Here is a 17,534-nt window from a genome sequence, read left to right as displayed (position 1 = left end):
CGAAAGGACACCCATGGCGGACCGGCCGAACGTGCTGTTCGTGATGACCGACCAGCAGCGCTTCGACACGATCGCCTCGCTCGGCAACCCCGACCTGGCGACCCCGAACCTTGATCGGCTCGCGGCGCGCGGCGCGATCTTCGACAACGCCTACTCGACCTGCCCGGTCTGCGTACCGGCGAGATACACCTTGCGCAGTGGCAGCGAGCCGACCCGGACCGGGATCTACGACAACACGGTGCCCGACGGTGCGCACGCCGCGATCCGGAACCGCTGCGGGCCCTACCTGGCCGAGGCGATGACGGGACTCGGCTACCGCACCTGGGGCGTCGGCAAGTTCCACACCACGCCCTGGGACGCGCCGGTCGGCTACCAGGTCCAGCGGCACAGCGAGGAACTGTACGAGACGCCGGCACAGCGCGGCGGCGATGCCTACGCGGCCTGGATCGCCGCCGAGCATCCCGAGTACGACTGGCTCGAGGCGCTGATGGGGGAGCGGACCGACATGTACTACATGCCGCAACTCAGCCCGCTGCCCGCCGACTGCACGGTCGAGGCGTGGGCCACCCGGGAGGCGATCGGGCTCCTCGATGCCGACGACGGCCGGCCCTGGTTCGGGTTCGTCTCCTACATCGGGCCGCACCCGCCGTTCGCCCCGCCGCTGCCGTACAACCGGCGCTACGACCCGGACCGGATGCCCGACCCGGTGCTCGGTGATCTTGCCGTCGATCACCTTGATCAACATCTGCCGTGGATGAACCACCTGGTCTACGCCGAGGACGTGGACCCGCACCGGGCCCGCGCGCTGCGGGCCCGCTACTACGGCGAGATCAGCTACATCGACGCCTGCATCGGCGACCTGCTGGACGCCGTCGAGCGAAGACCGGATGCGGACAACACCTTGATCTGCTTCTTCGCCGATCATGGCGACCTGCTCGGTGATCATCACGGCTGGCAGAAGGAGAGCTTCTTCGAGGCGGCGACCCGGGTGCCGTTCCTGGTCTCCTGGCCGGGCCGGATCGCGCCCGGTGATCATCGGCGGGAGCTGGCCTGCCTGACCGACCTGTTCGGGCTGGCGACCTCGGCGGCCGGGGCGCCGGAACTCCGCCAGGGCAGCGATCTGCTCGGCCTGCTCGACGGTACGGCAGCGCCGCGGGACACCTTGTTCGGCTATCACGGCCGGCCCGGCAGCCGCCGGTTCAAGGCGATGGTGCGGACCGGCGACCTGAAGCTGATCTGGCTCGCCAACGGGGGCCATCGGCTCCTCTTCGACCTCGCCGCCGATCCCGACGAGATCAAGCCGGTGCAGGCCGAGCGGGCCGGCGAGGCCGACCGGCTCACCGCCTTGCTGGCCGACCGGCTGCGGGAGGAGGGGATCGCCGACGCGTTCGACGGGGACGAGTTGCGGACGTTCCCGTACCAGGAATGGCCGCTGACCCGGATCCACCAGTTCGACCGGTCCCGCGGCGTCGTCGGGTTCGGCTGAGAACGGTCAGGCGACGACGAGCCCGATGATCATCAGGGCCGTGGCAAGGGCCGCGGTGATCGAACGGACGGTGTTGGCCGGCACCCATTCGCGGAGGTAGCGCTGCCATACCTCGGCGGCTTCGGGCGTGTCCGGGTCGACCGCGGCCAGGGCGTTGTTGCGGGGGACGTTGTAGGCGATCGTCAGCACCGGGTTGCCGATCAGATAGAGCAGGGCACCGATCAGGAACCACCAGCCGTGGCCCTGGCCGAGGCCGAGCACGCCGAAGATGATCATGACGATGCTGAGCAGTGCGGTGCCGAACAGCGCGATCATCAGCGGCGGCCGGACCGCCATCACGTTGACCGACTGCATCGCCCGTACCGCGGCCGGCGTCTCCAGCGCGGCGATCGCCTTGATGGCGAAGGTGGAGAAGGCGAAGAAGGCGCCGGAGACGATGCCGCTGCCGACCGCGGTCAGCACCGCGATGATGATCAGGGGCAGACTCGGGCCGAGCTCGAACATGGGTCCTCCGGGGCATCGACGGCGCGTTCGGATGAACCGTACCGCCGGAACCGCCCCGGGTCAGCCGCAGCGGTGGAAGTTGTCGATCCAGGCGTAGCCGCGGCCGGTCGTGCCGTCGTCCCAGCTGCGTACGGTCTCCGGGGCGAACACACTGTTGAGCAGCCACGGCGCCTTCTCCGGGCCCCAGTTCTCGGCCATCTCCGGGCCCTGCTTGTAGCCGTAGGTGCCGAGCGCGAACCGGCCGGTGTCGCGGAAGATCGCCAGCTGGTTGCAGACGTAGTTCTTGCGGCTCTCGTACCAGGGGCTGGAGGCGAGGAAGTCGTTCCAGGTCGCCTGGGGGAAGGGATCCTCGATGGCGAGGCCGATCACCTGCCAGACCTTCAGCCCGGCCGGCATGCCGTGCCGGGCCAGGAAGTCGGCGGGCGCGTCGTCGGTCAGGTGCGCCTTCCAGTGGTGCACCAGGGAGAACTCGGTGGCGAGGAATCGCTGATCGGGCCGGAGCCGGGCCAGGACGTAGTCGACGAACGGCCGGGAGTCCTCGATCCTGGGGATGTGCGGGTGGATGTCGACGCCGTGCAGGTCCGGCTGGCTCGCCGCGAACCGTACCCAGCGGTCGGTGGTGGGCGTCTGCTGCTCGGGCTTCTGCAGGTTGTTCAGCGCGCCGTAGTAGAGCTGGGTCGGGCAGTCCGGCCCGCACCGCTCCCGGCGGTCGTCGATCACTTGCCGGGCGATCTCCTCGTAGAACTCGTTCAACGTCTCGTTGCGGTCCTCGGGGCGGCTCTCGATGAACGGCTCGTTGCCGATGATCATGATGTCGACCCGGCCCATCATCGTGGCGAGCAGCTTCGCCACCCTGGCCTTCTCGGTGGCCAGCTCCGGACTGCCGGGGCGCGGGAACGCCCGATCACCGTACGGGAACTTCAAGGACAGCACGGTTCCGTAGCCGCGGTCCCGGGCCGCCAGCAGGTTGCGGATCCCCGGGTCGTCGGCCGGCGGCTGATCATCGGCCCACGGCATCGCGTAGAAGCCGCGCACCCACTGGGTGCGGCCGAGCTCCAGCTCGTCGAAGTTCAGCAGGGCCAGGCGTTCGTTGAAGTTCGCGCCCAGCGCGCCCTGCGGATCACGGGCGGCGGGCCCGCTGTCGTCGGGTCCGGTGGCCGCTGCGGGCGCGGCGCTCAGGGTCGAGGCCATCGCCAGCGCGAGGGCGGCGACCAGGACCGGGGTTCGTCGTGGGGTCGGCATGAAGATGGCTCCTTTGCTCGCTTCACGATCATGGACGGCGATGCTGCTAGGGCGATGTCTCCATCCGGCTCGCCGACGGGTTCTCCCGGACGTCGTCGCCGACCGGGTACATCGAGGTCATCCAGTGGTGGAAGTTGTCGCCCCGGTCCCGGAGCAGCCGGTAGAGCCGGGCGGTCAGTTCGTCGCGGATCCCGGCGAGTGCGGTGTCGGCGTAGCGGTTGTGCAGTTCGTCGGGGTCCACGGCGAGGTCGTACAGCTCGTTCACCGAGTCCGGATTGATCACCAGTTTGTACCGGTCGGTGCGCAGCATCCGTTGTGGATAAGGGAAGTGGTGGCCGTGGAACTCACAGACGATGTGGTCGTCCCAGACCGGGGACTCGCCTCGGACCAGCGGCAGCAGGCTGCGGGAATCGACCGCCGGGGACGGGTCGCAGCCGGCCAGCTCGAGGATCGTCGCGGTGCAGTCGGTCAGGCTGACGAACTCGTCGCAGACCTGCCCGGCCGGGCCGCCGGGGATCCTGATCAAGCCCGGTGTCCGGTAGATGTCCTCGTACATCGCCGGGCCCTTGTCGTGCAACCGGTGGGCGCCGGTGAACTCACCATGATCAGCGGTGAAGAACACGGCCGTCTCCTGATCGAGCCCGAGCCGGTCGAGGGCGTCCAGCACCCGGCCGAGCTGCTCGTCGATCATGGTCACATAGCCCCAGTAGGCGGCGATCAGCTTCCGGCTGTCGGCGGCCGTCATGGTGTCGAACGCCCAGTGGGCGCTGTAGTTGCGCTGCACCGGCGGCTTGCCCTCGAACGTCTCGGCCGCCGACGCCGGCAACTCGATCCGGTCGGGATCGTACAGATCGAAGTAGCGATCCGGCAGCACGTACGGCAGGTGCGGCCCGAAGAAGTTCAACGCCAGGTAGAACGGCCGGCCCTGGTCCGCGCGGTCGGCGGCATAGCGTTCCAGCAGTTCGATCGTCCGGGTGGCCAGGTAGGCCTCGAAGGTGGCCTCGACCGGCTGCTGCAGTCGCGCCGCCAGCAGGTTGCCCGGCCGCCCGTTCGGCATCGTGCCGCGCATCTCGTCGGTGATCTTGTGTTCGGGGTAGCCGTGCTCGGCCAGATAGGCCAGGTAGTCACCGATGTCGACCGGGTTGTGCCAGCCCGGCAGGTCGGGCCCGTCGAAGCCGAAGTCCTCGGCCGTGCGATGCGTCCCGGTGTGCCACTTGCCGATCAGCCCGCAGTTGTAGCCCCGCTCGCGGAGGGTCGCGGAGAAGCTGAAGCTGTCCGGCGGCAGGTCCTCCAAATAGCCGACGTTGCGTTCGGCGTTGGCCAGCAGCCGGTGCCGGAACGGTGCCTGGCCGGTGAGCAGGCTGGCCCGGGCCGGCGTACAGATCGCGGTCGGGGTGTACCAACGGTCGAACCGGGTGCCGCTCGCCGCAAGCCGGTCCAGGTTCGGCGTGGCGACGGTCGGGTTGCCGTAGCAGCCGAGGGTGTCCACCCGGTGCTGGTCGGTCATCAGGAAGAGCACGTTGGAGGTCACGACGCGGTCAGGTCCTCTGCTTCTCGATGATCATCGTCCGGCGTCGTACCGGCGACGGGGTAGTTGGCCAGCAGCGGCGAGGTGTGCAGCAGCGCGGCGACGGCACCCAGTGCGCCGTCCTCGTCGCCGAGCGACGCCGGCCGGACCCGCAGCTCCGACCCGGCCATCGACTGCAGCTCCCAGTTGATCATGATCCGGGCCTGGGCCAGCAGTTGCGGGGCGTGCTGGACGATCTCGCCGCCGACGACGATCTCGGCCGGGTTGAGCGTGACGGCCATGGTGCCGAGCACCCGGCCCAGGGCGTCACCGGCGTCCCGGAGCACCCGGTCCACCAGCGGATCGGCCCGTTCGACGGCGGTCCGGAGCTCGCTCAGCGAGGTGACCCGGGCGCCCAGTTCCTGGCACCGCGCCAGCACCGCCGGCACGGAGGCGATGGTCTCCAGACAGCCGCGTTTGCCGCAGCGGCAGTCCGGTCCGTCCAACCGCACCGAGACATGTCCCAGTTCGCCGGCGAAGCCCTCTGCCCCGGTCACCAGCCGGCCGCCGATCACCAGACCGCCGCCGATCCCGTCGGAGAGCCGGACGTACACCAGGTGATCGGTCTCGGCGCCGCCCCAGACCGCCTCGGCCAGCCCGGCCAGCCGGGTGTTGTTGTCGATCATGATCGGCACCGGGTACTGCTCCCGCAGCCGGTTCCGGACGAACTCGCTCGGCGTCGTCTCCGGATGATCCTCCGAGTCGAACGTCGGCATCCGCGGCGAGAACGGCCCCGGGAACCCGACCCCGATCCCGGTCAGCCCGGCGAGCTCAACGTCGGCGCGCCGGCCCAACTGCTGGAGCAGCTCCAGCGCCTCGGCCACCCGGGCCGGCCAGTCCGAGTCGCCGGGGTAGCGGCGGATCTCCGAGGCGACCATCCGGTGCGCGGCGTCGACGACGACGACATGCACGCGACGGTGCCCGAAGTCGATCCCGGCGAGCTGGCCGGCCCTGGGGTTGAGGGCCAGCCGACTGGCCGGCCGGCCGCGCCCGGCGGGTTGCCGACGCTCGTCGTCGGCCTCGTCGGGCGCCTCGTACTGGACGATCACCGCGCGATTCATCAGGTGGTGGGTGATGTCGGACATGGTCGTGCGCGAGATCCCCACCCGCTGCGCGAGCTCCGAGCGGCTCAGCGGCCCGAGGTCGCGCAGCGCCGCGATCACCCGTTCCTCGTGGTCGCGGCGCATCGGGTGCCCGCCGTCGTGGTTGCGCACGCGCCCACTGTAAGGCACCCCGACATTTCCGACAATCGATCAATCGTAAATAGCCGTCACTTATGTCAAGGTCATTGACAGATACCGTCAGGCGGCCCTACGGTCGGGGCATCGGCGTCGGTACGAACAAGGGGGTCCCCGATGAGCTACGTCCCGGACAGCTTTCCGAGACTCAGTCGCCGGCGGCTGCTCGGCACCGCGGCGGGACTCGCCGGTGCGACGATCGCCGGAACCGTGCTGTCCGGCTGCACCGGCAGCGGCGAGCCGGCCCAGTCACCGGCACCCGGCGGTGGCGCCAGCACCGGTGCCGTCCAGTGGTGGGACCACTTCCGGCCGCTCACCACGCTGTTCACCCAGCGGCTCTTCGAGCCGTACCAGCAGGCCCATCCGGGTGTGACCGTCAGCCGCCGCGAGATGGACGGACCGGCGCTCGGCCAGGCGTTGCAGCTGGCCCGCCGAAGCAGCCAGTCACCCGACGTCCATTCACTGGCCGGCCTGGACGGCAGCCCGGCGGCGCTCGTCGGGGCCGGCTGGTTCCAGCCGATCGGTGACTTCGTCGACCTCGAGGGCTCGCCGATCGCCGACCAGCTGCTGGACGGCATCCACCGGTTCGACGGCAAGGTCTACTCGTTCCCGCTGTTCAGCGGCCGGTGGCACGACGGCTCCCCCTGGCTGAACACGGCGCAGTTGAAGCAGGCCGACCTCGACCCGGAGCAGTCGCCGTCGAGCTGGGACGACTACCGGGCGGCCCTGCAGAAGCTGAAGCAGAGCCTTTCCGACAAGGCACACCCGCTCGTGCTGCCCGGCAAGGAACCCGGCTATCTCGGCGGCCAGGTGGAACGGTTCGCGATGGCCGCCGGCGGCGTCGGGGCGATCGATCCGCGGACCGGTGAGTACGCCTACGCCGGGCAGCCGTACCTCGACGCGTTCGAGTTCCTGCTCTCCCTGCAGCGCGACGGCCTGATCCATCCGGCGTCGCCGTCGATGAACACCCGGGACGCCCGGTCCCGCTGGGCGGCCGGCGAGGCGGCGGTCTACGCCTGGGGGCCGTGGTACATCGGCGGTCTCAAGGTGCAGGAACCGGAAGCGGTCGACCGGGGGATCGGGGTCTGGCGGATCGCCACCCCGGAAGGGAATCCGCCGACGATCTACAGCGCACCTCCCGGCGGCACGTTCTGGGTGTCGGCGCAGGCCAAGCTGCCCAAGCTCGCCGCCGACGTGATGTTCTCCATGCTCGACCAGGAGTTCCTGAAGAAGCTCGCCGGAGCGATGGACCAACCGCCGGTCCTTGATCAACTGGTCGCCGAGGCGGACGTCCATCCGGCCTACCGCGCCAACATCGCGAACATGACCGAGGACGTGAAGTTCGCGCCGCAGCCGCAGGTCCGCAACGTCGACGTCGCCAAGGCCCTGGTGGAGCAGCGGCCGGTCGACCCGGACCTCGGCGCGATCGCCCAGGCGGTGTTGACCGGAGCGACCAAGGACTACGCCGGCGCGCTGAAGACCCTGCAGGACTCGATGACGAAGGAGCGCGAACGGGCCGTCAAGGCGGCCGCCGGCAAGGGTGCCCAGGTCAGCCTCGAGGACTGGGTGTTCGCCGACTGGAAACCCGGAGAGGACTACCGGCCGTGACGGTGGGGACGACCGCCCCCAGGCTCACCGAGCCGCGAGCCGACGCGCCCGCCGGCTCCGGACGGCCGCGCCGGAATTCCTGGTGGAGCCGGTTGCGGCAGAGCTGGTGGATCTACCTCTTCCTGCTGCCCACGGTGCTCGGGTACGGCGCGTACACGGTGTATCCGCTGGTCGCGAGCTGGTGGTACGCGTTCCTGGACTGGCCCGGCTTCGCCCTGCGCGGCACGTTCATCGGGCTCGGCAACTTCGAGCGACTGCTGGCCGACGACCTCTTCTGGAGCGCCTTCCGCAACTCGCTGGTGTTCATGATCATCGGCGTGCCGCTGCGGGTCGGCGGCGCGCTGCTGCTGGCCCTGGTGCTGAACAGCCGGCGCACGCCGTTCCGCGGCTTCTTCCGGACGTTGATCTTCCTGCCGGTGGTGACCACCGGAGCGATCATCGGCGTCGTGTTCACGCTGATCCTGGACGCCGGCGGCCCGGTCAACCTGGCCCTGGTCCGGATGGCCCTGCTGGAGTCCCCGGTGAACTTCGCCGCCAACTCCGAGACCTCGCTGGTCACCGTGGTCCTGGTCTGGGTCTGGAAGTGGCTCGGGATCACCATGATCTACTGGCTGGCCGCGCTGCAGACGATCCCACCCGAGTTGGGCGAGGCGGCCCGGGTGGACCGGGCCGGTCCGGTGCGCGAGTTCTGGCACATCACGCTGCCGCTGCTGAGGCCGTTCCTGGTGATCATCACCTTGATCGACATCATCGGAGCTTTGAACGTGTTCGACCTCGTCACGACGCTGACCGGCGGCGGCCCGGCGTACTCCTCGGAGGTGATCGAGCTGTTCATCTACCGGACGGCCTACGAGGCGACGGTGCCGCAGCTCGGGTACGCCTCCGCGGCGGCGGTCCTGTTCGGCCTGCTCACCGTGATCCTGGCCGTCGCCCAGGCCGCCGGGATCCGGGCCGTCCGGCGGAGGCAGCCATGACCCTCCACCGCCCCCTGAGCCCGTCGAAGGGCCTGCGCCGGTCGAAGGGCCTGCGCCGGTCGAAGGGCAGGTGGCTGATCGGCGCCGCGCTGATGATCTTCTGCGCGATCTGGATCTACCCGTTCGTCTGGCTCGTCTCGGCCTCGCTGAAGCAGCAGCCGGAGATCTTCGGCAAGGGACTCTCGCTGCTGCCGGACCAGCCGGTCTGGGATAACTACGCCCGCGCCTGGTCCGTGGTCGGGTTCTCCGACTACATGATCAACACCGTGATCATCACCGTCGGCACCGTGCTCCTGATCGTGATCAGGAGCGCGCTGGCCGGCTACGTCCTGGGTCGCTGCGACTTCCCCGGGAAGAAGGGCCTGATTGCGATCTTCCTGATCACGTTCTTCCTGCCCGAGGGCTACACGATCATCCCGGTGACCCAGCTGACCGACCAGCTCGGCCTGCTGAACACCCACCTCGGGGTGATCTTCGGGCTCGGCGCCGGCGGCCACGTCGCGGCGACCCTGCTCTATGCCGGCTACTTCCGCAGCCTGCCCAGGGAACTCGAGGAGTGCGCCCGGATCGACGGCGCCGGCCCGCTGACGATCTTCTTCCGGGTGTTCCTGCCGCTGGCCTGGCCGGTCACCGCGACGGTGATCATCCTGCAGTTCCTGAGCGCCTGGAACGCCTACCTGCTGCCGCTGGTGTTCACCCTGAGTCAACCCGATCTACGCACCCTCGCGGTCGGCATGACCGCGTTCGTCGGCGAGTACGGTACGGACTATCCCGGGCTCGCCGCCGGTGCGGTCATCTCGCTCACCCCGGTGATCGCCGTCTTCGTCGCGCTGCAACGGCAGTTCGTCGAAAGCGTCGCCGGAGCCGTCAAGCAATGACCTGTTCCCGTGCCCTGAGCCTGTCGAAGGGCCTCGACCATCCGTACCCGCGAACCCAGGAGTCATGATCAACACTGCGAACATCGACACGGCGTCCATCGACCTCGGGACCCGGCCACTGGACCAGGCCATCGACCAGCAGATCTACGGCCACTTCCTCGAGCAGGCCTTCTACGGCAACATCGACGGTGGTGTCTTCGACGAGGGCTCGGAGTTGTCGATCAAGGAACCGGGACCGCTGCAGGGCTGCCGGGCCGATGTCCTGGAGGCCTGCCGCGAGCTCGGCGTGCCGGTGCTGCGCTGGCCGGGCGGCAATTTCACGTCGGCCTACTGGTGGCGCGACGGCGTCGGCCCGCGGGACTCCCGGCCACGCCGGCTCGAACTGGCCTGGGGCTCGGAGGAGTCCAACCGCTTCGGCACGCCGGAGTTCCTCGCCTGGTCCGAAGCGGTCGGCGCCGAGCCATACCTGGCCCACTCCTGCCGCAGCGTCGACGATGCCGTCCGCTGGGTCGAGTACACCAACCACGGCGGCGACACCGAGCTCACCCGGCTGCGTGCGGCCGACGGCCATCCGGACCCGTACCGGGTGCGTTACTGGGGTCTCGGCAACGAGGTCTACGGCCGGTGGCAGATGGGCCACCGCAGCCCGCAGCGCTACGTCGAGGACGCGCAGGAGCATGCCCGGTTCATGCGGAACGTCGACCCCGACCTCAGCTTCATCGCCGTCGGGCAGGAACGGGAGTCCTGGCTCGAACCGGTGGTGGCCGGTCTGGGTCAGCTGGCCGACTACTTCTCACTGCATCTGTACGGCGCCAGCCGGCATCTGATCGATCCGAGCCCGGCCGAGTTCGCGGCGGTCGTCGGCCAGGCCCTGTTCTTCGAGCAGGCCATCGTCGAGTTCTCCCAGAACGTGCACGGTCTGGCGGCCCGGCACCGGATCGAGCGACCGCTGGCGATCTCCATGGACGAGTGGAACATGAGGCACGTCGAGCCGCGCGGCTGGCCGGAGCCGCAGCCCGGCGACGACGGCGGTACGGCGCCGCGCGAACTGCCGGGGCAGACCGAGGAGACCCCGACCCGGGTCAACCGGACCAGTCCGCGCACCCTGGCCGATGCGCTCTTCTACGCCGGCGTGTTCCACGCGATGCACCGCGCTGCCCAGCTGCCGGTCCCGGTGACCATGGCGAACACGGTGAACCTGATCAACGCGAACGGGTTGATCAACGTCCGGCCGAACGGGTCGGTCCGGACGGCGACGTACCACGTCTGGGACCTGTACCAGAACCACTTCGGCGGGCGGCCGACCCGGAGTCAGGCCCGATGCGGCGCGACCTGGACCGACACCCGGCTCACCGACGCCCACCGCCGGCCGGACGGCCGGTTCTGGACACTGCCGCGCGCCGTGCCCGACCTGGACGTGTCGTCCGCGCTCACCGACGACGGCAGGTTGACGGTCGCGGTGATCAACCGCTCCGCGGACACCGACGTCACCGCGCAGCTGTCGGTCGACGGCATGGTCTCCTCCGTCCCCGATGCGGCCGAGCTGCGGACCATCGGCGCCGCCGAGTCGGATCTGTTCGCGATCAACACGATCGGCGACCCGGGCCGGGTCGTGCTCACCGAGCCGCGCCGGGTCACGCTCGAGGACGGCCGGATCAGCCTGCCGGCCCACTCGATCAGCCTGCTCACGCTGGCCGTGTAAGTCGCGCGCTGAGCCTGTCGAAGCGCTGGGCCTGTCGAAGCGCCGAGCCGGAATCTGGCCTGCCCTTCGGCTGGCTCAGGGAACGTGCTCCTAGGCGTCCCTGCCGGCACCGTACGTGCCGAGGCCGGTCTCGAGCAGGTCGAACGACCGGGCACCGTGCTCGCGCACTTCGTCGGCCACGCGCCGCAGCGACGCCCCGCCGAGCACGCGCCGGCGGACGTAGGCGACCAGGCTGCGGTGCACGCCGACGACGGTATGGGCGACCACCGCCGCAGTGAACGGGTCGTCGCCGCCGTCCTCGTCGTTGAGGACGGCCGCCAGGTCCTCGGTGTAGCGGGCGAAGGCTCGCTGCTCCCGATCGAGCAGCGCGGGGCTCTCGCTGATCACCCGCAGGGTGGTCTCCAGCTGGGCCTTCGCGGTGGTCCCGTTGCCGTCCGGCTGGGCCAGCAGACCCCTGCTCTGCAAGAGGAACTCGCGGGCCGCCGCGAGCGGCGCGGTGCCGGCGGCCCGGTCCCGTACCGCGGCGATGAGTTGATCACCGAACGACTCCAGCGGCGCGTAGAACAGGTCCTCCTTGGTCCGGAAGTAGTTGAACAGCGTCGCCTCGGACACCTCGGCCGCCCGCGCGATCTCGGCCACCGTGACCTGCTCGAAGCCGCGATCGCTGGCCAGCCGCCAGGCGGTCTCGATCAACCGGGCCCGGGTCTGTTCCTTCTTCTGCTCACGAAGTCCCACGAGGGAAATCTAACACCAAGTTTGGCGTTGCACCAATTTTAGAGTTACTCTAGGTTTGGAGTACGCGAGCGAAGGAGTGAGGACGATGAGTGGGATCAAGATCAGCATCAGCCTGACCAACCAGACCTGGCCCGACGGTCCGACCGGGCTGCGGGACAACCTGATCAAGGTCGCCGAAGCGGCCGACCGGGCCGGCATCGACACGGTGTGGGTTCCGGATCACCTGCTGCAGGCCGATCCGACCGTCTCCGCCGACGCGACCGACATGCTGGAGGCGTACACGACGCTCGGGTTTCTGGCCGCGCGGACCGAGCGGGTCCGGCTCGGCGCAATGGTCACCGGGGTGACGTTCCGGCCGCCGGCGTTGTTGATCAAGGCGGTGACCAGCCTCGACGTGCTGACCGGCGACCGTGCCTGGCTCGGCATCGGCGCCGGCTACCACGGCGAGGAGGCCGACCGGATGGGGCTGCCGATGGGCCCGGTCGCCGAGCGGTTCGAGCGGCTGGAGGAGACGCTCCAATTGGCGTTGCGGATGTGGCGCGATGATCAGTCCCCGTTCGAGGGCCGGCACTATCGGCTGTCCGCGCCGATCGGCCATCCACTCCCGCTGGGGTCCCGTCCGCCGATCCTGATCGGCGGCGACGGGGAGAAGAAGACATTGCGGCTGGTGGCGCAGTACGCCGACGCCTGCAACCTGTTCGACATGCCGGACGGCGGCGTACGGCTGCGCCACAAGCTCGGGGTGCTGGCCCGACACTGTGCGGACCTGGGTCGGCCGTACGGGGAGATCACGAAGACGCTGGCCACGCGGCTGGGCCCGGACGAGACCGCCCGGGAGTTCGTGGGGCGGGTGCGCGATCAGGCGGCGCTCGGGATCGACCACGTCGGGCTGGTGATGTCGCAGGCCTGGACGCCCGAAACGATCAAGGTGCTGGCCGCTGCCGTACCGCAGTTGGCCGAGGTGGAGCCGAATCGGGAGCCGCCGGAGCCGCCGGCCTGAGTCGTAGCCAGGGATCGGCGATCCCTGGATCGAAGGGGCCTTGGCCGCCGTCGCGCCCGTACCGAAGCTTGAGGTGAACCGGCGGAAGGGCCGCCGGCGGCGAAGGACGGAATCGGAATGACGGACAGCAAGCTCGCCTTGATCACCGGTGGCAACCGCGGCCTCGGCCGGGCCGCGGCCCTGGCCCTGGCGGCCGACGGGGTCGACGTGATCATCACCTATCGCAGCAACGCCGACGAGGCGACCGCCGTGGTGGCCGAACTGGAACAATCGGGGCGACGGGCCGCGGCGTTGCGGCTGGACACCGCCGACGTCGGCGCGTTCGCCGGGTTCGCCGATGATCTCCGGTCCCGGCTGGCCGCGTGGCAGCGGACCGGGATCGACTACTTGATCAACAACGCCGGCCACGCCGCCACCACCCGACTCGGCCAGACCACCGTGGCCGATGCCGATCTGCTCTACGCGGTGCATGTGAAAGGCGTCTACTTCCTGATCCAGACCCTGGCGCCGATGATCAACGACGGCGGAGCGATCCTCAACCTGTCCAGTGGGCTGGCCCGGTTCGCCGGCGACGGCTGGACCCTGTACGGCGCGATGAAGGGGGCCGTCGAGGTGATGACCCGCTACCTGGCCAAGGAGCTGGGTCTGCGCGGGATCCGGGTCAACGTCGTGGCGCCAGGGCCGGTCGCGACCGACTTCGGCGGCGGTACGATGCGCGACGACGACCGGGCCCGGACCTTCATGGCCGGGCAGACCGCGTTCGGGCGGGTCGGCGAGCCGGACGACATCGGCCGGCTGATCGCGGCCGTGCTGTCGGACCGGACCGCCTGGGTCACCGGTCAGCGGATCGAGGCGTCCGGCGGGATCCTGCTCTGACCGCCGGGCACCGTACGGGAGAGGATCGAGGCATGGACCGGGCCCAGCTCGCCGACTTCCTGCGCAGCCGCCGCCTCGCGCTGCAACCGGAGGACGTCGGGCTGCCCCGCGGCTCGCGCCGGCGGACGGACGGTCTGCGGCGGGAGGAGGTGGCCCTGCTCAGCGCGATGTCGACCGACTACTACACGAGGATCGAGCAGCGGCGCGGTCCGCAGCCGTCCGAGCAGATGCTGGCGGCGATCAGTCGCGGCCTGCGGCTCAGCCTCGACGAACGCGATCACCTGTTCCGGCTTGCCGGTCACCAGCCGCCGGCGCGCACCGCCCGGTCGGAGCACGTCAGCCCCGGTCTGATGCGGGTGCTGGACCGTCTCGCCGACACCCCGGCGCAGGTGATCACGTTGCTCGCCGAGACCCTGGTGCAGACTCCGTCGGCCGTGGCGCTGCTCGGCAACCAGACCGGCTTCACCGGATTGCGGCGCAGCCTGATCTATCGCTGGTTCACCGAACCGGAGGCGCGCCGGATCTATCCCGCCGAAGATCATCCGCTGCACTCCCGCAACTTCGCCGCCGATCTGCGCCGGGCCTCGGCACGGCTGCCGGACGACCCGACGGTGCAGCGGATCGTGTCCGACCTGAGCGCGACGAGCCCCGAGTTCGCCGACCTGTGGGCGGCCCACGACGTCGGTCCGCGTCACGACGAGAAGCGGATCCAGCACCCCGAGCTCGGGGTGATCAATGTGCAGTGCCAGCACCTGCACGACGATCACCAGTCCCATTCCCTGCTGATCTTCACCGCCACCCCGGGCACCGAGGACGCCGAGAAGCTCCGCCTCCTCAGCGTCCTGGGCGCCCAATCCCTCTCCTGACCTCCGCCCGCCCGGCGGCGAAGAGGGAGTTCGTCGCTTGTTCCGGCAGGGGGTGGCTGTTCGGTCGGTGGCGGTGCGCGGCAGAGATGAGGGGAGTTCGCCGCGTGTTCCGGCAGGGGTGGCTGTTCGGTCGGAGCCGGCCGCGCGGCAGAGGGTGAGGGGAGCCCCGTGTGTCTCGGCGGGGGTGGCTGTTCGGTCCCTGCCGCCCGAGCGGCAGGGAGGACGTGGTTCGTCGCGTGTTCCGGCGGGGTGGCGGGTCGGGTCGGAGCCGGCCGCTCGGCAGGAGGTGGGATGTCGCCGCGTGTTCTGGCAGGGGTGACTGTTCGGCCGGCGCCGGGCCGCGTGTTCTGGCAGCGGTGGCGGGTGGTCTCGGAGCCGGCCGCTCGGCACAGAGGTGGAGAGCTGGCCGCGCGGTCCGGCTGGGGTGGCGGGTCGGGTCGGATCCGGCCGATCGGCAGAGAGGTGGGGAGGTCGCCGCGCGTCCCGGCAGGATCGGTCGGTCGGATCGGAAGGTGGGTGCAGCCGGGTTGATCGGCGAGGCCCACGCGCGGGAAGCGCCGTGGGCTGGCGGTGCGGGCTGGGTCGGCGGCGCCGAGGCAGACGGGCACGGGACGACGCCGCAGGGATGAGCCCACATCGGCGTGGAGCGTCTCAGCGAACCACGAGAATGAGCGTTCCTCTCTCGCCGCCTCTCGCCGCCTCTCGCCGCCTCCCGGCGCGCCGAGTGTGACGATTCGTATCTGTGAAATCGATTCCAAGTGTTCGCAACGTCACTCTCGATGACGGTCTGGCGTCACGGTTCTGCTGGCGCGGGGCGATGGGGCCGGGGTGGGTGACCCGGGTCGTGGGCACGGCGGCTGCGGTTTCTTCGCGCGGTGCCAGGGCAGCGAGACGCCGGCGCGATCCGGCCCTCGCCTCGCTCGCGTTCCGTGGCGAGGAGGGGTCAGTGCCACTGGGGTTGAGCGGGGAGGCTCCTGCGCGGGGCGCGAGGGCCGGTGGTGTAGGGCGCGGGCCGGCGGTGTGGGGCGCGGGGTGGGTCGACGGCGCCGGGCGGGGTTGTCGCGGGCCGGTGTTGGGGGCGTTGGCCGCTGGTGCGGGGCGCGGGCCGGCGGTGCGGGCGCGGGGTGGGTCGACGGCGCTGGGCGGGGTTGTCGCGGGCCGGTCGTGTGGGGCGCGGGATGGGGTCGACGAGGCTGAGCCGAGAGTCGCGGGTCGGTGATGTGGGTCGACGGCGCCGGTCGGGGTTGTCGCGGGCCGGTCGTGCGAGGCACGGGATGGGGTCGACGGCGCGGGCCGAGAATCGCGGGTCGACGGCGTGGGGCGAGGCTGCGGGCCGGGGGCGAGTCCAGCTAGCCGCCGGACGGACCTTCCTGGCGTCGGACGGCGCGGCGCGCGAGGAGCAGGTAGCCGACGAAGCCGATGATCAAGGCAGCGGCGACGCCGAGGTTGGCGCCGGCCCAGGCTCCTTCGCGGCCGCCGAGCGGGCCGAGCAGGTAGCCCTGCCAACCGAGCCAGGGGGCGGCGGCGTTGGTGACCAGGCCCCAGCCGATCACGGTGCCGGCAGTGATCAGGATGATCGGGGCCGGCCGGACGTCACCATAGCGGCCGTCGGTCCGGTACAGATCGGCTTCGGCGTAGTCGGTGCGGCGGAGGGCGATGTCGGCGAGCATGATGCCGCACCAGGCCGCGACGGGTACGCCGAGCGTGATCAGGAAGCCCTGGAAAGGGCCCAGGAAGTCGCTGGCGACGAAGACGATGTAGATCGAGCCGATGATCATCAGCGTGCCGTCGATCCCGGCGGCGACCCAGCGCGGCACCTTCAGCCCGGCGCTGAGCAGGGCCAGGCCGGACGAGTAGATGTCCAGCACCGCTCCGCCGACCAGCCCCAGCACGGCGACGATCGCGAACGGGATCAGGAACCAGGTCGGCAGCAGGGTGGTCAGGGAACCGATCGGGTCGCCGGCGATCTGCTCGCTGAGCGCCGGCGACGAGCCGGCCAGCAGGACACCGAAGATCAACAGCAGGACCGGGGCCAGGGCCGCGCCGAACGTCGTCCAGCCGACCACCGCGGCGCTGTTCGCGGAGCGCGGCAGGTAGCGGGAGTAGTCCGCGGCGACGTTGACCCAGCCGAGCCCGAAGCCGGTCATCATGAAGACCAGCCCGCCGATCACCTGCGGCACGGCGCCGGCCGGCAGCGAACCGACGGCGGCCAGGTCCACGTGGCTCAGCACCAGGACGGCGTAGACCACGGTGAGGACGCCGGTGACGACGGTGATCAGGACCTGGAGCCGCATGATCATCGTGAACCCGAACACGCCGCTGACGAAGATCAACGCCGCGACCACGATCAGGGCGACGATCTTGGTCGCGGTGCCGCCGTGCCAGCCGAGGGCGGTGAACACCGTCGAGGTCGCCAGGACCGCGAGCGAGGTGAGCGCGGTCTCCCAGCCCACCGTGAGCAGCCAGGAGATCACCGCCGGCAGCCGGCTGCCGCGGACCCCGAACGCGGCCCGGGTCAGCACCATCGTCGGCGCCGAACCGCGTTTGCCGGCCAGCGAGATGAATCCGCAGAGGGCGAACGAGACGATGATGCCGATCACACCGACGGCGATCGCCTGTCCCGCCGAGATGCCGAAGCCGAGCACGAAGGCGCCGTAGCTGATCCCGAACACGGACACGTTGGCGCCGAACCAGGGCCAGAACAGGCCCCGCGGACGCCCGGCCCGCTCGTCCTCGGCGATCGGATTCAGGGCATTGGTCTCGATCCCTCCGAAGACCCGGGCCGCCCGGCCGCCCGGATCCGCCGGGTCGCCGAGATCGGATGGTGCGGAGTCCGTCATCCCATGATCATGACATGC

At 70.3% G+C, this 17,534-nt stretch carries 14 protein-coding genes; 8 read left to right on the top strand and 6 right to left on the bottom strand.

Going from position 1 to position 17,534, the window contains the following annotated elements; genetic code table 11:
- The first annotated feature begins 13 nt into the window (after positions 1-13).
- Positions 14-1,486 carry a sulfatase family protein gene (locus tag AC6CCG_RS30425; RefSeq protein WP_496658551.1) on the top strand — a complete coding sequence of 491 codons (1,473 nt, stop codon included), beginning with the start codon at positions 14-16 and terminating at the stop codon, positions 1,484-1,486.
- Between the two features lie 6 nt (positions 1,487-1,492).
- Here AC6CCG_RS30425 and AC6CCG_RS30420 read toward each other — a convergent pair whose 3' ends face one another.
- From AC6CCG_RS30420 to AC6CCG_RS30405, 4 genes are read right to left on the bottom strand one after another with little or no spacing between them, the layout of a single operon-like run.
- Complete coding sequence (locus AC6CCG_RS30420; RefSeq protein WP_496658550.1) at positions 1,493-1,990, bottom strand: anthrone oxygenase family protein; 498 nt, start codon at positions 1,988-1,990, stop codon at positions 1,493-1,495.
- A 60-nt stretch (positions 1,991-2,050) separates the two neighbouring features.
- Positions 2,051-3,232 (bottom strand): hypothetical protein, encoded by a 1,182-nt coding sequence (locus tag AC6CCG_RS30415; RefSeq protein ID WP_496658549.1) that lies wholly within the window; start codon positions 3,230-3,232, stop codon positions 2,051-2,053.
- A gap of 46 nt (positions 3,233-3,278) precedes the next feature.
- Positions 3,279-4,763 carry a sulfatase family protein gene (locus AC6CCG_RS30410; protein WP_496658548.1) on the bottom strand — a complete coding sequence of 495 codons (1,485 nt, stop codon included), beginning with the start codon at positions 4,761-4,763 and terminating at the stop codon, positions 3,279-3,281.
- The gene (locus AC6CCG_RS30405) at positions 4,760-6,013 is read right to left on the bottom strand and encodes an ROK family transcriptional regulator (RefSeq protein WP_496658547.1); all 1,254 of its coding nucleotides are present in this window, start codon (positions 6,011-6,013) and stop codon (positions 4,760-4,762) included. The genes AC6CCG_RS30410 and AC6CCG_RS30405 overlap by 4 nt, the downstream gene beginning before the upstream one ends.
- Positions 6,014-6,154: 141 nt before the next feature.
- Between AC6CCG_RS30405 and AC6CCG_RS30400 the strand changes: the two genes are divergently transcribed.
- The 4 genes from AC6CCG_RS30400 to AC6CCG_RS30385 all read left to right on the top strand — a co-directional run bounded on the left by AC6CCG_RS30400 (position 6,155) and on the right by AC6CCG_RS30385 (position 11,199).
- Entirely contained in the window at positions 6,155-7,645 is a 1,491-nt protein-coding gene (locus AC6CCG_RS30400; RefSeq protein ID WP_496658546.1) for an ABC transporter substrate-binding protein, read from the top strand.
- Entirely contained in the window at positions 7,642-8,619 is a 978-nt protein-coding gene (locus AC6CCG_RS30395) for a carbohydrate ABC transporter permease (RefSeq protein ID WP_496658545.1), read from the top strand. The genes AC6CCG_RS30400 and AC6CCG_RS30395 overlap by 4 nt, the downstream gene beginning before the upstream one ends.
- A complete protein-coding gene (locus tag AC6CCG_RS30390; protein WP_496658544.1) occupies positions 8,616-9,497 on the top strand; it encodes a carbohydrate ABC transporter permease in 882 nt (293 codons plus the stop codon). The genes AC6CCG_RS30395 and AC6CCG_RS30390 overlap by 4 nt, the downstream gene beginning before the upstream one ends.
- Before the next feature lie 64 nt (positions 9,498-9,561).
- Entirely contained in the window at positions 9,562-11,199 is a 1,638-nt protein-coding gene (locus AC6CCG_RS30385) for an alpha-L-arabinofuranosidase family protein (protein WP_496658542.1), read from the top strand.
- Positions 11,200-11,289: 90 nt separating this feature from the next.
- Here the strand turns inward: AC6CCG_RS30385 and AC6CCG_RS30380 are convergent, their stop codons facing one another.
- A complete protein-coding gene (locus tag AC6CCG_RS30380; RefSeq protein ID WP_496658541.1) occupies positions 11,290-11,934 on the bottom strand; it encodes a TetR/AcrR family transcriptional regulator in 645 nt (214 codons plus the stop codon).
- A gap of 85 nt (positions 11,935-12,019) precedes the next feature.
- On the opposite strand from AC6CCG_RS30380, the gene AC6CCG_RS30375 reads away from it, so the two are divergent.
- From AC6CCG_RS30375 to AC6CCG_RS30365, 3 genes are all read left to right on the top strand, one after another.
- Positions 12,020-12,934: a TIGR03560 family F420-dependent LLM class oxidoreductase gene (locus tag AC6CCG_RS30375; protein WP_496658540.1), complete on the top strand. Its 915-nt coding sequence runs from the start codon at positions 12,020-12,022 to the stop codon at positions 12,932-12,934.
- 117 nt (positions 12,935-13,051) lie between these two features.
- Entirely contained in the window at positions 13,052-13,810 is a 759-nt protein-coding gene (locus AC6CCG_RS30370) for an SDR family NAD(P)-dependent oxidoreductase (RefSeq protein WP_496658539.1), read from the top strand.
- 32 nt (positions 13,811-13,842) lie between these two features.
- Positions 13,843-14,676: a helix-turn-helix transcriptional regulator gene (locus AC6CCG_RS30365; protein ID WP_496658537.1), complete on the top strand. Its 834-nt coding sequence runs from the start codon at positions 13,843-13,845 to the stop codon at positions 14,674-14,676.
- A 1,349-nt stretch (positions 14,677-16,025) separates the two neighbouring features.
- On the opposite strand, the gene AC6CCG_RS30360 is transcribed toward AC6CCG_RS30365, so the two are convergent.
- The gene (locus AC6CCG_RS30360) at positions 16,026-17,516 is read right to left on the bottom strand and encodes a purine-cytosine permease family protein (protein WP_496658536.1); all 1,491 of its coding nucleotides are present in this window, start codon (positions 17,514-17,516) and stop codon (positions 16,026-16,028) included.
- Between the last annotated feature and the right edge of the window lie 18 nt (positions 17,517-17,534).

This window comes from Microlunatus sp. YIM B11417 (assembly GCF_059617205.1).
This window is presented reverse-complemented; position numbering and strand designations above follow the sequence as displayed.